General features: G+C 67.9%; 14 protein-coding genes. 1 reads left to right on the forward strand and 13 read right to left on the reverse strand.

Features of this window, described 5'->3' with window-relative positions; all coding sequences use genetic code 11:
• Positions 1-42 precede the first annotated feature (42 nt).
• Positions 43-1,122: a ubiquinol oxidase subunit II gene (cyoA, locus tag R1Z03_RS19165; protein ID WP_272564071.1), complete on the reverse strand. Its 1,080-nt coding sequence runs from the start codon at positions 1,120-1,122 to the stop codon at positions 43-45.
• A 176-nt stretch (positions 1,123-1,298) separates the two neighbouring features.
• On the opposite strand from cyoA, the gene R1Z03_RS19170 reads away from it, so the two are divergent.
• A complete protein-coding gene (locus R1Z03_RS19170) occupies positions 1,299-2,639 on the forward strand; it encodes an MFS transporter (RefSeq protein ID WP_284428810.1) in 1,341 nt (446 codons plus the stop codon).
• Positions 2,640-2,879: 240 nt separating this feature from the next.
• On the opposite strand, the gene tolA is transcribed toward R1Z03_RS19170, so the two are convergent.
• From tolA to R1Z03_RS19230, 12 genes are all read right to left on the reverse strand, one after another.
• Positions 2,880-3,881, reverse strand: coding sequence for a cell envelope integrity protein TolA (gene tolA / locus R1Z03_RS19175; RefSeq protein ID WP_317354020.1), 1,002 nt, complete (start codon positions 3,879-3,881; stop codon positions 2,880-2,882).
• Positions 3,882-3,935: 54 nt separating this feature from the next.
• Entirely contained in the window at positions 3,936-4,361 is a 426-nt protein-coding gene (locus R1Z03_RS19180) for a biopolymer transporter ExbD (protein WP_272564068.1), read from the reverse strand.
• Between the two features lie 20 nt (positions 4,362-4,381).
• A complete protein-coding gene (tolQ, locus tag R1Z03_RS19185; RefSeq protein ID WP_272564067.1) occupies positions 4,382-5,086 on the reverse strand; it encodes a protein TolQ in 705 nt (234 codons plus the stop codon).
• Positions 5,083-5,535, reverse strand: a complete 453-nt coding sequence (locus R1Z03_RS19190) for a YbgC/FadM family acyl-CoA thioesterase (protein ID WP_317354024.1) — start codon at positions 5,533-5,535, stop codon at positions 5,083-5,085. The genes tolQ and R1Z03_RS19190 overlap by 4 nt, the downstream gene beginning before the upstream one ends.
• Positions 5,536-5,543: 8 nt before the next feature.
• Complete coding sequence (locus R1Z03_RS19195) at positions 5,544-6,728, reverse strand: pyridoxal phosphate-dependent aminotransferase (RefSeq protein WP_317354027.1); 1,185 nt, start codon at positions 6,726-6,728, stop codon at positions 5,544-5,546.
• Between the two features lie 91 nt (positions 6,729-6,819).
• Entirely contained in the window at positions 6,820-7,389 is a 570-nt protein-coding gene (nusB, locus tag R1Z03_RS19200) for a transcription antitermination factor NusB (protein ID WP_284428808.1), read from the reverse strand.
• Entirely contained in the window at positions 7,386-7,850 is a 465-nt protein-coding gene (ribH, locus tag R1Z03_RS19205; protein WP_284399473.1) for a 6,7-dimethyl-8-ribityllumazine synthase, read from the reverse strand. Before ribH ends, nusB begins: the two co-directional genes overlap by 4 nt.
• 3 nt (positions 7,851-7,853) lie before the next feature.
• The gene (ribBA, locus tag R1Z03_RS19210; protein ID WP_284399476.1) at positions 7,854-8,975 is read right to left on the reverse strand and encodes a bifunctional 3,4-dihydroxy-2-butanone-4-phosphate synthase/GTP cyclohydrolase II; all 1,122 of its coding nucleotides are present in this window, start codon (positions 8,973-8,975) and stop codon (positions 7,854-7,856) included.
• A 156-nt stretch (positions 8,976-9,131) separates the two neighbouring features.
• Positions 9,132-10,856 carry a DUF2235 domain-containing protein gene (locus R1Z03_RS19215; protein WP_317354033.1) on the reverse strand — a complete coding sequence of 575 codons (1,725 nt, stop codon included), beginning with the start codon at positions 10,854-10,856 and terminating at the stop codon, positions 9,132-9,134.
• A 124-nt stretch (positions 10,857-10,980) separates the two neighbouring features.
• Complete coding sequence (locus tag R1Z03_RS19220; RefSeq protein WP_317354036.1) at positions 10,981-11,277, reverse strand: 2Fe-2S iron-sulfur cluster-binding protein; 297 nt, start codon at positions 11,275-11,277, stop codon at positions 10,981-10,983.
• A 391-nt stretch (positions 11,278-11,668) separates the two neighbouring features.
• Positions 11,669-11,950 carry a DUF427 domain-containing protein gene (locus R1Z03_RS19225; protein WP_092739949.1) on the reverse strand — a complete coding sequence of 94 codons (282 nt, stop codon included), beginning with the start codon at positions 11,948-11,950 and terminating at the stop codon, positions 11,669-11,671.
• A gap of 240 nt (positions 11,951-12,190) precedes the next feature.
• The gene (locus tag R1Z03_RS19230; protein WP_317354041.1) at positions 12,191-12,859 is read right to left on the reverse strand and encodes a glutathione S-transferase family protein; all 669 of its coding nucleotides are present in this window, start codon (positions 12,857-12,859) and stop codon (positions 12,191-12,193) included.
• Positions 12,860-13,007 lie beyond the last annotated feature (148 nt).

Below are 13,007 nucleotides of genomic sequence, written 5' to 3' on the forward strand. Positions count from 1 at the left end.
GCCGTTGGCGCGTGAAAAGTGAGGGGTCTGAACGCGTGCCGCTTAGATCGGCTGCGTGGCAGGGGCCGGGGAGGCCGTCGCGGCGCCCTCGGGGTTCGTGACGGTGCACATGGCGCCCACGTAGCTGCGGGCGGGCGTGTCGGCCAGGCCCAGGCGCGAGCGGGTGGCGTCGTCCAGCGAGGCCACGTTGAACGAACCGGGCTTGCCCAGGCCGCCATTGGCATCGATCGCCATCATGTCCTTCATGCACATGCGGTTGGCTTCCACGCAGCGGTTCAGAATGGCGTCATACAGGCCGGGGGCCACGGTGGCCCAGCGGCGCACTGGGTCGCGTTCGCTGGGCTTTTCCAGCTGCAGGTAGCCGTCGCGGCCCAGTTCGCCGCCCGCGTCCTTGGCCTGCTTGACCCACTGGTCGAAGCCCGCCTGGTCCACGCCATGGAAACGGAAGCGCATGCCCGAGAAGCCCGCACCGCTGTAGTTGGCGGAGAAGCCCTCGAAATTGCCCTGCGCGTTGATCACGGCGTGCAGCTTGGTTTCCATGCCCGGCATGGCGTAGATCTGGCCGGCCAGGGCCGGGATGTAGAACGAGTTCATGACCGTCGAGGCGGTGATCTTGAACTGGATCGGGCGGTCCACCGGCGCTGCGATCTCGTTCACCGTGGCGATGCCCTGCTCGGGATACAGGAACAGCCACTTCCAGTCCAGCGCGACGACCTCGATCACCAGGGGCTTGGCGCCTTCCGGCACGGCACGGCCTTCGCTGATGCGGTCCAGGGGGCGGTAGGGGTCCAGTTTGTGAGTGCTGACCCAGGTGATGGCCCCCAGGGCGATGATGATCGCCAGCGGCGCCGACCAGATGATGAGCTCCAGGCCCGTGGAGTGGTCCCAGTCCGGCTGGTACTCGGCCTCGGTGTTGGCCTGGCGATAGCGCCAGGCGAACAGGAAGGTGAGGAAGATCACCGGCACGATGATCAGCAGCATCAGGACGGTCGAGACGATGATCAGGTCGCGCTGCTGTGCGGCGATGTCGCCGGAGGGGCTGAGCACGACGGCATTGCAGCCGGCGAGCAGCGCGGCCGCGGGCACTGCGAGCAGTCCGCGAAGTCGGTGGGTGGAGGGCATACCGGGCAAGAAAGGTGGAAGGCGGCACGGATGGCCGCGGGAAGGCGTCGAATCTACGTGAAAACCATTGTGGTGTGAATGGGACGTTTTGTCCTACAGTGGGTTGCGGCTGCCAGAGACAGTTCACTGGCCCGCCAAAGCAAAAACTGCTGGTGCATTCAAAAAGGAGCACGCCGATGACCACATTGACACAGCATTTTCCCGGATCTTCATCGCGCGCCACCACGGAAGAAGACTCCCGGCCCGTACAGAACGGACACTCCCCCGTCGCTCCCGAGGAGATAGCGATCGGCGTGGTGATCGGCCGCGCTTCCGAGTATTTCGACTTCTTCGTCTACGGCATCGCCTCGGTGCTGGTCTTTCCCACCGTGTTCTTTCCCTTCGTGGACCGGCTGCAGGGCACGCTCTACGCCTTCGCCGTCTTCTCGCTGGCCTTCGTCGCACGCCCCTTCGGCACCGCGCTGTTCATGGCCATGCAGCGCCGCTGGGGCCGCGGTACCAAGCTGACGGCCGCGCTGTTCCTGCTGGGTTTTTCCACAGCCGGCATGGCCTTCCTGCCCGGGTATGAAAGCCTGGGGGCCTATTCCATCGTGCTGCTGGCCCTGTTCCGCATCCTGCAGGGGGTGGCGATGGGCGGTTCATGGGACGGACTGCCCTCGCTGCTGGCGCTGAACGCGCCGGCCAGCCGCCGCGGCTGGTACGCCATGCTGGGCCAGTTGGGCGCGCCCACCGGCTTCATCATCGCCAGTGCCCTGTTCCTGTTCCTGCATGCCAGCCTGTCGGCGGAAGACTTCATCTCCTGGGGTTGGCGCTATCCGTTCTACGTGGCCTTCGCCATCAACGTGGTCGCGCTGTTCGCCCGCCTGCGCCTGGTTGTGACGGATGAGTACACCAAGCTGCTGGAAGAGCGCGAACTGGAACCCACACCCATCGGCGAGATGGTGCGCACCCAGGGCTACAACGTCTTCATCGGCGGCTTCGCGGCGCTGGCCAGCTACGCGCTGTTCCACCTGGTGACCGTGTTTCCCCTGTCCTGGGCGGCCCTGTACCCCGAGCAGCCGATCAATGACGTGTTGTTCGTCCAGCTGATCGGCGGCGTGCTGGCCATCGGCAGCATGATCGCGTCAGGCGTGATCGCCGACCGCCTGGGCCGGCGCACCACGCTGGGCGTGCTGGCGGTGATGATCGCCGTCTACAGCGGTTTCGCGCCCACGCTGATCGGTGGCGGCGCCGTGGCGCTGGATGCGTTCATCCTGATCGGTTTCGTGCTGCTGGGCCTGTCGTACGGCCAGGCGGCCGGCGCGGTGACCGCCAATTTCGCGTCCAAGTACCGCTATACCGGCGCGGCCTTCACCGCCGACCTGGCCTGGCTGGTGGGCGCGGCATTCGCACCGCTGGTGGCGCTCGGCCTGTCCGCGCACTTCGGCCTGTTTGCGGTGAGCCTGTACCTGCTGTCCGCGGCGGCCTGCACGCTGGGGGCCTTGAGCGTCAACCGCATGATCGAACGGCGCGACTGAGATCGGGACCGGGCGGAAGGCGGGCCGGCGCACGGCGCCGGCCGCCACCTTGGGTTGGCGGTATTTGCTATTGAAAAAATAGCAAAATGCCCTAGAAGAATATGGGTTTCAAGCCATTTCGGCTTGAAACCCTTTTTTGTTGCGGCTTCCCTGGTCGCTTTGGCTGAGGCTGGATGGCCAGTGGCCGTCGGGGCGCGCGCCTGAAGAGCATCCCGGGCAACCGGCAACCGGCGGCCAGCCTCAATCCCGCGGTCGGAATCCGATGACGAGGGACGAGGGCACCCGCCCGTCCACATCGCGTGGCAGGGTTTCGGTCTTGTCCAGCGCGCGCATCACGGCGTCGTCCCAGGCCTTGTTGCCGCTCGATTTGGTGATGCGGGTGCCCACGATGGTGCCGTCGGGCGAGGCCCGCACTTCCACCTCGGTGCGCAGGTTGTCCGAAATGGCGTCGGGATAGACGATGTTCGGCTTGACCTTGGCGGCCACCTTGCCGCCATAGCTGCCGGACGGGCCGGCACTGCGCTGGGCACTGCCCGTGGCGGTTTCGCCGCCCGTGGCGCCGGCCAGGCCCTGCATGCGGCGCAGGTTTTCCTGGCGCAGGGCTTCGGCCTGCTTGTTCTGCGCGGCTTCGGCCTTGCGCTTTTCTTCCGCCTTGCGCTTGTCCTCGGCCTGTTTCTTCTGCTGCTCCTGGCGGTCCTGCTCGGCCTGCTTTTCGCGGCGCTCCTTCTCCGCCTTTTCGCGTTCTGCCTTGTCGGCCTTCTCGCGCTGTTCCTTCTCTTTTTCCTTTTGCAGGCGTTCCTTCTTGTCCTGCTCGGCCTGTTCCTTGCGCTCACGCTCGCGCTTTTCGCGCTCGGCCTGCTGCTGGCGTTCCTTCTTTTCCTGCTCCAGGCGCTTTTTCTCGCGTTCGAGGGCGATGTCGGCTTCGCGCGTGTCGGGCTCCGCCTTCGGTGGCGGGGGCGGTGGGGGCGGCGGCGCCGGCACCGGGGGCGTTGGGGGTGGCGCGGGGGTGGGCTCGGGCTGCGGCGTCGGCGGGGGCGGCACGTCGCGGGGCGCGGCCTGCTGCGGAATCCGATCCCAGATTTCCGCTTCCACGGCAGGCATGTCCGCGCTGGTCTTCCAGTTCACGCCCCAGGTCAGGGCGCCCAGCAGCGCCGCGTGCACGAGCACGGCCAGCGCCACGGCGCGCAGGCGCCCGGGCGGACGGGTGGGGGCGAACTGGTCGCGGTCGTTGGAGGCGTGCATGCGATCGAAAAAAGGCGAAAACGGTGCGGAGGATCGAGGGCGGCGAGGGCCCCGTCAGCCGCCGGACTTGACCGACAGGCCCACGCGCTGCACGCCCGCCCTCTGCAACGCATCCATGGCCTTCACCACGGTTTCATACGTCACGGTCTTGTCGGCGCTGATGAGGATGGGCGTATCGGGCGGCTGCGTGGCCTGCCAGGCCTTCGCGGCGGCGCCCAGGCCCTGCAGGGTGATCGGGCGCTCGGCGTCGCCGGTCTTGAGCTGCAGGCTGCCGTCCTTCTGGATGATGACCTGGCCGAACGACTTGGGCGGCTTGGCGCCCTTGCCGACGGAGGGCACGTTGATGGCGCTGGGCGTGAGCATGGGCGCGGTCACCATGAAGATGATCAGCAGCACCAGCATCACGTCGATGAAGGGCACCATGTTGATTTCGTTGATGGTGCGGCGCCGGCCGCCGCCGCGTGAAGCCATTGCGGGCATGCTGCTGTCTCCTGTGCTGCTCAGTGGCCCGAGGCCGACGACGTGGGCTGCGCGCCCAGGTTGCGCTGCAGGATGTTGGAGAACTCCTCGATGAAGGTCTCCTGCTGAATGGCCACGCGGTCGATGTCGCGCGCGAAGCGGTTGTAGGCGATCACGGCCGGAATGGCGGCGAACAGGCCGATGGCCGTGGCCACCAGCGCTTCGGCGATGCCCGGGGCGACCGTGGCCAGGGTGACCTGCTCCATGCCGGCGAAACCGGTGAAGGCATGCATGATCCCCCACACGGTGCCGAACAGGCCCACGTAGGGCGAGACGGATCCCACGGAGGCCAGGAAGGACAGGCTGGACTCGACCACGTCCATCTCGCGCTGGAAGCTCGCGCGCATCGCGCGGCGGGCGCCGTCGAGCAGCGTGCCGGCGTCCGAGATGCGGCGCTCGCGCAGTTTCTGGTACTCGCGCATGCCGCTGGCGAAGATGCGTTCCATGGGGCCGGCGTTCTTGGCGTTCTGCGCGGCGCTGGAGTACAGGTCGTTCAGGCTGGTGCCCGACCAGAACTCGCGCTCGAAGTCTTCGTTGAGCGACTTCACGCGCTTCAGGGCAAACAGCTTGCGGAAGATCGCGGCCCAGCTGGCCACGGACACGCCGATCAGCAGCAGCATGACGAGCTGCACCACCCAGCTGGCGTTGAGCACCAAATTCAGGATGGACATGTCTTGGGAGTTCATGATGAGAGTTGTTCCAGAAGGGGGCCCGGGATGCGTGCGGGACGCAGGGTGGCGGCATCGACCCATCCGATGCGGATGGTGCCTTCACACAGTAGCACGGGCTGGGATTCGATCATTTGCTCTGGTTTCAGGAGCGCTTGCTGGCGTATTGTCAGGGATGCGCGGCCACCCTCTTGCAAAGAGGCCGTAACAATCAGTTCATCGTCGAGGCGCGCCGGCCGCAGGTAGCGCAGGCGCGCGTCCGTTACGACAAACATGCCGCCCGTGAGTTCCCGCAGGTTCTGCTGCCCCAGGCCCAGCGAACGCAGCCATTCGGTGCGGGCACGCTCGAAGAACTTGAGGTAGTTGGCATAGAACACGATGCCACCGGCGTCGGTGTCCTCCCAGTAGATGCGCAGGGGCCACTCGAACAGGGCCGAGGCCCGAAGGGGGGCGTTCTCCGTTGCCATGCCGGCCTTCAACCGAGCAGCGCGCTCAGGCGCGCCACGGACTCTTCCAGCTGCGCCATCGAATTGGCCGTGGAAAAACGCACGAAGCGCTGTGGCTCGAACGCGCCGAAGTCGCGGCCCGGCGTCACGGCCACATGGGCGCGGCGCATTACCTCGTAGGCGAAGTCCCAGCTGCCCGAGACGCCCAGGCGCTTGGCGGCCTGCGTGCAGTCGGCCCAGGCATAGAAGGCGCCGTCCGGCACCACGGGCACCGGCAGGCCCAGCGCCTGCAGCGCGGGAATGAAGTAGTCGCGCCGGGCCTTGAACTCGGCGCGGCGGCGCTCGTATTCGGCGATGCTCTCGGGCTCGAAGCAGGCGAGGGCTGCATGCTGCGACACGGTGCTGGCGCAGATGAACAGGTTCTGCGCCAGCCGCTCGACCACCGGCACCATGGCCTCGGGCACGACCATCCAGCCCAGGCGCCAGCCGGTCATGTTGAAGTACTTGCTGAAGCTGTTGATGCTGATGACGTTCTCGTCGATGGCCAGCGCCGTGTGGCCGAAGCGCTCCTCGTACGACAGGCCCAGGTAGATCTCGTCGATCAGCGTCACCCCGCCCCGCGATTGCACGGCCGCATGGATGCGGCGCAGTTCCTCGGGCGCAATCGAGGTGCCGGTGGGGTTGGAGGGCGAGGCCAGCAGCACGCCGCGCGTCTTCGGCCCCCAGGCCGCCTCGACCTTGGCGGCGCTCAGCTGGTAGCGCTCTTCTGCCGTGGTGGGAATGAGCACCGCCTTGCCTTCCGCCGCGCTCACGAAGTGGCGGTTGCACGGGTAGCTCGGGTCGGGCATGAGGATCTCGTCGCCCGCATCGATGAGGGCCAGGCACGCGAGCTGCAGCGCGGCCGAGGCCCCCGCCGTGACCACGATCCGCCGGGCCGGCACCTGCACGCCGAAGCGGTCGGCATACCAGCCGCTGATGCGCTCGCGCAGCGGCTCCAGGCCCAGGGCGTTGGTGTATTGCGTGGTGCCGCGCTGCACGGCGCGGGCGGCCGCCTCCTGCACCAACGGCGGCGCGGTGAAGTCGGGCTCGCCGATGTTCAGGAAGATCATCGGCTCTCGCGTACCGGCGACCTCGCGCGCCAGGGCCTGGGCGGCCTTGGCCACTTCCATCACATAGAACGGTTCGATGCGCTCGGCGCGGGAGGAAAACTGCATGGAAAAGGTTCCTGCCCGCGCGGCGCGGGCGTGGGGATGGGATGCCCGCCGGGGCACGGCGCGGGGGCGGGGCCGGACCGGCCCCGGGCGCTCAGGCGCCGTCCGCCGGGGCCTGCGGTGGCTGCGCCGGGTTCGCGCCCTTGTCGGCCGCGACTTCGGTGGCGCGCAGCGTGGGGGCCAGGCCGTTGAGCACGCCGTTGACGTACTTGTGGCCGTCGGTGCCGCCGAACTCCTTGGCCAGCTCGATGCATTCGTTGATGACCACGCGCCACGGCACGTCCAGGCAGTGCTGGAACTCGTACACGCCGATCCACATGGCCGCATGCTCGATGGGCGAGATCTCGGCCATCTTGCGATCGAGCTGCGGGGTGATCAGGGCGTCGAGCGCCTCGGCCGATTCGATGCAGCCGTGCAGCAGCGCGTCGTAGTGGGCGGCATCGGCCTTGTGAAAGCCCGCCAGGTCGCGGGTGAAGGTGTCGATGGCGGTGGCGTCGTTGCGGCCCACCAGGTGCTGGTAGAGCGCCTGCAGCGCGAACTCGCGCGCGCGGCTGCGGTTGGATTTGGAGGCGGCCTTGCGGGCGCCGGTGCTGGTCACGCCGGTGCGCGCCTGCCGTGGCGGGCGCTTGGCGCCGCCGGGGTGCGAGGAGGTGGAATCGCTCACGACAGCTCCTCCAGCAGGTTGGCCATTTCCACGGCCACGCGGGCGGCGTCCTGGCCTTTTTCGGTCTGGCGGGCGATGGCCTGCTCCATGTTCTCGGTGGTGATGATGGCATTGGCCACCGGCACGTGGTAGTCGAGCGAGATGCGGCTCACGCCCGCGCCCGATTCGTTGGCCACCAGTTCGAAGTGGTAGGTTTCGCCGCGGATGATGCAGCCCAGAGCGATCAGTGCGTCGTATTCGTCGCGTTCGGCCATGGCCTGCAGGGCCACCGGCACTTCCAGCGCGCCGGGCACCAGCACGTGGTGGATGTGCTTTTCCTGCACGCCCAGCGCCAGCAGTTCGGCACGGCAGGCCGCGGCCAGGGTGTTGGTGATGCTCTCGTTGAAACGGGCCTGCACGATGCCGATGTGCAGCTTCTTGCCGTCGAGCTTGTCCGCTGTTCCTTTGTCTGCGCCAAACATGTCTTATTCCTTGGGAAGGTATCCGGTGATCTCGAGGCCGTAGCCCGCCATGCTGGGCATGCGGCGCGGCGGGCCCATCAGTTGCATCTTGTGAACGCCGCATTCGCGCAGGATCTGCGCGCCCACGCCGTAGGTGCGCAGGTCCATGCGGCCGCGTTCGGGCGCATGGGCCGAGCGGGCGCGCCCTTCAAACTGCTCCAGCAACTGCTCGGCGCTTTCGCCGCAGTTGAGCAGCACGGCCACGCCCTGGCCTTGGGCGGCGATGTACTGCAGGCTGCTGTCCAGGCCCCAGGAGTGCATGGAGCGGTTGACCTCCAGCGCGTCCAGCACCGACAGGGGCTCGTGCACGCGCACGGGCACGCTGTCATCCGGGCCCCACTGGCCCTTCACGAGCGCCAGGTGCACGGCCTGGCTGGGTTCGTCGCGGAAGGCGTGGGCGGTGAACTCGCCGAAGGCGGTCTGCAGCGGGCGCGTGCCCACTTTCTGCACCAGCGATTCGTTGCGGCTGCGGTATTCGATGAGGTCGGCGATGGTGCCGATCTTGAGGCCGTGCTCGGCCGCGAAGATCTGCAGGTCGGGCAGGCGGGCCATGGTGCCGTCGTCCTTCATCACCTCGCAGATCACGGCGCTGGCGCTGCAGCCGGCCATGGCGGCCAGGTCGCAGCCGGCTTCGGTGTGGCCGGCGCGCATGAGCACGCCGCCATCCACGGCCTGCAGCGGGAAGATGTGGCCGGGCTGCACCAGGTCGGCGGCCACGGCGTGGGGCGCCACGGCGGCCTGCACGGTGCGGGCGCGGTCGGCGGCGGAGATGCCGGTGGTCACGCCCTCCGCCGCCTCGATGGAGGCAGTGAACGCCGTGCCCATCTTGGTGCCATTTCGGGCCACCATGGGGGCCAGCTTCAGCAGTTCGCAGCGTTCGCGGGTGAGGGTCAGGCAGATCAGGCCGCGGCCGAAGCGCGCCATGAAGTTGATGGCCTCGGGGGTGACGTGGTCGGCGGCCAGGACCAGGTCGCCTTCGTTCTCGCGGTCTTCCTCGTCCACTAGGATGACGATGCGCCCGGCGCGCATCTCGGCCACGATGTCTTGCACCGGCGAGATGGGCGCAGGGGTCAGGGGGGTGTTCATGGAGGGCAGGGCTTTCGGTGGGCCGCGCGGGTGGCGTGCACCGCACGCTGGTCCGGCCACGGCCCGGACGGAGCCGCCTCCAAAGAGCGGGCGGTGCGGCGCTGGCCGCACGGTGCGGGAGCGCTACGCGCCCCAAAGGCGGCGATTTTAGTCCACTTAGTGGACTTGGGGCGCGGGCGAGGCGGGCCGCGTCCGGCCGCCCTCGCGCCCGGCCAGGGCACCGGCCACCATCACCCACGCCAGCAGCAGCAGGGACAGCAGTTTGAGGCCGCTGGCCACCGTCAGCACCGTGGGCCAGTGCGGGTGGTGCATGTGCAGCGTGGCGTAGTTTTCCACCAGGTCCGACAGCACGAGGGCCAGCATCGTCCAGTGGGCATGGCGGTAGAGCCCGCCCAGGGCCCAGCCCGGCGGCACGGCCCGCGCGACCAGCCGCCGCAGGGCCCAGGCCACCGGATAGGCCAGCCACAACGCATAGCTGGCGAGCAGGGCCCAGTCCCAGGCGATGGCGCGGCGCACGCTGTCGGTGCCGCCGCAGACCACGCCCCAGCCGGCGTGCCAGTGCGCCGTCACCTGAAAGCCCGAGGGCAGGCCTTGGACCCAACCCGGCGCCGACTGCAGGTCGCAGGCGGCCTGCCCGAACTGGAACGTGATGGCGAACAGCACGGCGGTGACGACCGCCAGCGCCACGCCCAGCCAGCGCCAGGGCTGCGTGCGCGGCACGGTGTTGGCGGGCACGGCGCCGTCCACCGGGCGGGCCGTGGGGTCGATGAAGTCGCTGGGAAAGCGCTCGCGGGCATTGAGGCCGGTCCAGACCCAGTAGGGGCAGTCGTAGGCTTGGTCGTGCATGGCCGTGAGCGGGTCGCCGGGCTGCAACTGGCCCCGGTCCACGCGCAGGCCCTTGGCGAAGGCCTCGTCCACCATCCATTTGAGCGTGAGATTGGACAGCCCGTCGCGCGCGTACGAGCCGCCCACGTCGCTGTGCACGCCGCGGAACCAGCGCTGGTCGTAGCTGCGCCAGGGGCGCTCCCGCTCGGTGAAGTGCGGGTCGGCATAGCGCCGGGGCGAGTACTTGCTGCGCGATTCGTACAGCGACATGGCATGGCGCACGTTGGCGAACCGCTTGCGGGCGAACTCGGTGGAGTTGGTGATCTTGATGCCGCCCAGCAGCCCGCTGCCGATGGCCTCCACCGTGTCCCACACGCCCACGAAGTGCACGAGCGGCGTGCGTCCCAGCGAGAAATTGTCGATCACGTCGCGCGCGAAGGCCTCGCGGCTCCTGGTGCCGGCCTGGTTCTTCTGGCCGCTCGGTGCGAAATAGGTGCGCACCAGGGTTTCGATGAGCGGCAGGCCCTCGGTGTGGATGAGGCCGTACATGTTGATCATGCCGGCCACCGCCCGCGCGGTGAACGCGCCGCGCGAGAAGCCGAACAGGTAGATGCGGTCGCCCGGCCGGTAGGTGTGCACGAGGAACTTGTAGGCCTCGGCGATGTTGGGAAACACGCCGCTGCCCAGCGCCAGCCCAGCCAGTTGCCGCAGCTGGTTCCTGGCCTTGGACAGGATGCCGTCCGCCGGGAATTCATTGGTGGTGCCCACGCCAGGGTCGTAATAGACCAGTTGCGTGGGCTCGCTGCCCGATGCGTCCCGGCCCTTGCCAAGCATGCGCAGCAGCTTCACCACGTTGGTGTCCTGCTGGTTGCCCAGGATGTTGCCGGTGCCGTCGAACAGCAGCACGAGGTTGCGGCCCGGCTGCGCGGCCCATTGCTCGTCCGCGGCGATGCATTCGGCCAGGATGGCCTCGCGTGTGGGCGCGCGGTCGGCGGCGTCCGGTGCCGTGGCGTTGGCATGGGCGGCCGGTGCGGCCGGCGTGTTTTTGGCGTTCATGGTGTCCTCCCTCCCGTGGCGATGCGTGTCCGGGAGATTCTGGGCGAGGAACGCGCGCCGCAGCAAGGGTGCCCGCCCCATGGGAGCGCGGGGTGGGCACGGGTTCAGATCATTTCAGCCGGCTTCAGATGCCGGGCGCTTCCAGCCGCACGTCGCCCACCGGGTAGGCCACGCAGGGCAGCACGCAGCCCTCGGCGCGCTCCTCGGCCGACAGGCCGGGCCATTCGATGGCGTAGCGCACCTCGCCTTCGGCCAGCAGGCCGATGCAGGTGCGGCAGGTGCCGTTGCGGCACGAACTGGGCCAGTCGATGCCGCCTTGCTCCAGCGACAGCAGCAAGGGCTGCTCGGGCCAGGCATCGCACTGGGTGCCGTCGTCGCCGACGCGGGCGGTGAAAAAGGGAACGGAAGAAGGGTCACTCATGGCGAACGGCCACAGGAGGGCAGTGAACGAGAGGGTTAAGGATGAAAAAGGCTTCCAGTGCAATCAACACTAGGGCATATAGCTATGTTTTTGATAGCATCCATGGGCCGTGGCGCTGAGAACCCCGGATTGCCTAAAAAGAAGGCAGTCGAGCGGTAAGCTTTCAAAATCAACGACTTGGCGCCGTCATACAGGGCTTGTCCCGAGTTATCCACATGATTGTCCAGCGGCATCAGGGATAACCACAGCCCTGTGGGCAACCGGGTGCCTAAAAATGAGGCGGCGCACCGGTTTCCTTGCAAAATCAAGGGCTTGGCGTCGCCATACAGGCGTTGTCCCGGGTTATCCACATGATTGTCCAGTGCGGGCAGGGATAACCCGAGGGGCCCGGTCACGCGCCGACCTTGACGCCTTTCCAGAACGCGAAGCGGCCGCGGATCGACTCGGCTTCGGGCTTGGGGTCGGCATAGGTCCAGACGGCGTCGGGGTTCAGTTCGCCGTTGACCAGCAGCGACCGGTAGGTGGCCTGGCCCTTCCAGGGGCACATGGTCTTGTGGTTGCTGAAGGTGAAGTATTCCGGCTTCAGCGCGCTCTCGGGGAAGTAATGGTTTCCCTCGACCAGCACGGTGTCGTCGCTCTCGGCGACGGTCACGCCGTTCCAGATGGCTTTCATGGGGGTGGTCCTTTGCAATGAAAAAAATGCGGGCTGCACTGATGGGATGGAGATCGCGCGAGCAGCCATCCCATGAATCGCAGGCCATGGGCCGGGGCGCGGCAGCGCGTTGAAGGCCGGACGATGGGCCGTGGCAACGCGTCGCGGCCTTGCCGGAAGAGCACCTTACCCGAATTTGCCCGCGTCCTTGTCGTCGCCGCCGCCACGCGGCGGCAGTGCACCGCCCCTGTTCCGCCCGGCTCAGGGCCGCAGGTCGGGCGATGGCGTGAGCGGCACCCCCTGCGCGCGTGCCGCCGCTTCCTGCGCCGCCATGGCTCGGCCGAAAGCGGGCCGCTCGCGCAGGCGGGCCCAGTAGGCCGCCACGGCAGGTGTGAACGCGGCGGCCAGCGCCAGGTGTTCGGCCAGCAGCAGCGCATAGCCCACCGACACATCCGCCGCCGTGAAGCGCCCGGCACACAAATAGGGCTGCTGTGCCAGCCGGGGTTCCAGCGTGCGCAGCCGCGCCAGGAACCAGCGGTCGTAGTCGTCGGCCACCTGGGGGCTGCGGCGCTCGGCCGGCTCGAAATACCGGTAGCGCAGCACCAGGGTCTGCGGGAAGGTGAGCGTGGCTTCGCCGAAATGCAGGTCGTTGAGATAGCGGCCGAAATCGCGCTCGCCCACCTCGACCTGCAGGGGAGTGGGTGCGTGGCGCGCGCACAGGTATTGGCACATGGCGGCGGATTCGGTCATGCGGGTCTCGCCATCGACCAGCAGCGGCACAGTGCCCAGCGGGTTTTCGCCGAGGAATTCGCGCGCGTGGACACGCGGCGGGAAAGGCAGCATCTGCAGTGCATACGGCGCATTCAGCTCCTCCAGCATCCACAAAGGGCGGAAAGAGCGTGCGCTGAGGCAGTGATGGAGCGTGATCATGGACGTGTTCCCGGCGGTCACGCCGCCATCGATGCAGAGGGGCCCTCCAGCTTAGGGGCGGTGCCGGGCGCTGCAGCGACAAAGCGTTCGCAAAAGCTGCCAATTTGTTGTCGGGGCGCTGCGTGCCGGGGCATCGATCCGCAGCGTC

This window comes from Acidovorax sp. BLS4 (genome assembly GCF_032929295.1).
GTDB lineage: Bacteria > Pseudomonadota > Gammaproteobacteria > Burkholderiales > Burkholderiaceae_C > Paracidovorax.

What these genes read in the sequence shown, in the direction of transcription:
- cyoA (WP_272564071.1), bottom strand. Translation starts at nt 1,122, where the DNA reads ATGCCCTCCACCCACCGACTTCGCGGACTGCTCGCAGTGCCCGCGGCC.
- R1Z03_RS19170 (WP_284428810.1), top strand. Translation starts at nt 1,299, where the DNA reads ATGACCACATTGACACAGCATTTTCCCGGATCTTCATCGCGCGCCACC.
- tolA (WP_317354020.1), bottom strand. Translation starts at nt 3,881, where the DNA reads ATGCACGCCTCCAACGACCGCGACCAGTTCGCCCCCACCCGTCCGCCC.
- R1Z03_RS19180 (WP_272564068.1), bottom strand. Translation starts at nt 4,361, where the DNA reads ATGCCCGCAATGGCTTCACGCGGCGGCGGCCGGCGCCGCACCATCAAC.
- tolQ (WP_272564067.1), bottom strand. Translation starts at nt 5,086, where the DNA reads ATGAACTCCCAAGACATGTCCATCCTGAATTTGGTGCTCAACGCCAGC.
- R1Z03_RS19190 (WP_317354024.1), bottom strand. Translation starts at nt 5,535, where the DNA reads ATGGCAACGGAGAACGCCCCCCTTCGGGCCTCGGCCCTGTTCGAGTGG.
- R1Z03_RS19195 (WP_317354027.1), bottom strand. Translation starts at nt 6,728, where the DNA reads ATGCAGTTTTCCTCCCGCGCCGAGCGCATCGAACCGTTCTATGTGATG.
- ribH (WP_284399473.1), bottom strand. Translation starts at nt 7,850, where the DNA reads ATGTTTGGCGCAGACAAAGGAACAGCGGACAAGCTCGACGGCAAGAAG.
- ribBA (WP_284399476.1), bottom strand. Translation starts at nt 8,975, where the DNA reads ATGAACACCCCCCTGACCCCTGCGCCCATCTCGCCGGTGCAAGACATC.
- R1Z03_RS19215 (WP_317354033.1), bottom strand. Translation starts at nt 10,856, where the DNA reads ATGAACGCCAAAAACACGCCGGCCGCACCGGCCGCCCATGCCAACGCC.
- R1Z03_RS19220 (WP_317354036.1), bottom strand. Translation starts at nt 11,277, where the DNA reads ATGAGTGACCCTTCTTCCGTTCCCTTTTTCACCGCCCGCGTCGGCGAC.
- R1Z03_RS19225 (WP_092739949.1), bottom strand. Translation starts at nt 11,950, where the DNA reads ATGAAAGCCATCTGGAACGGCGTGACCGTCGCCGAGAGCGACGACACC.
- R1Z03_RS19230 (WP_317354041.1), bottom strand. Translation starts at nt 12,859, where the DNA reads ATGATCACGCTCCATCACTGCCTCAGCGCACGCTCTTTCCGCCCTTTG.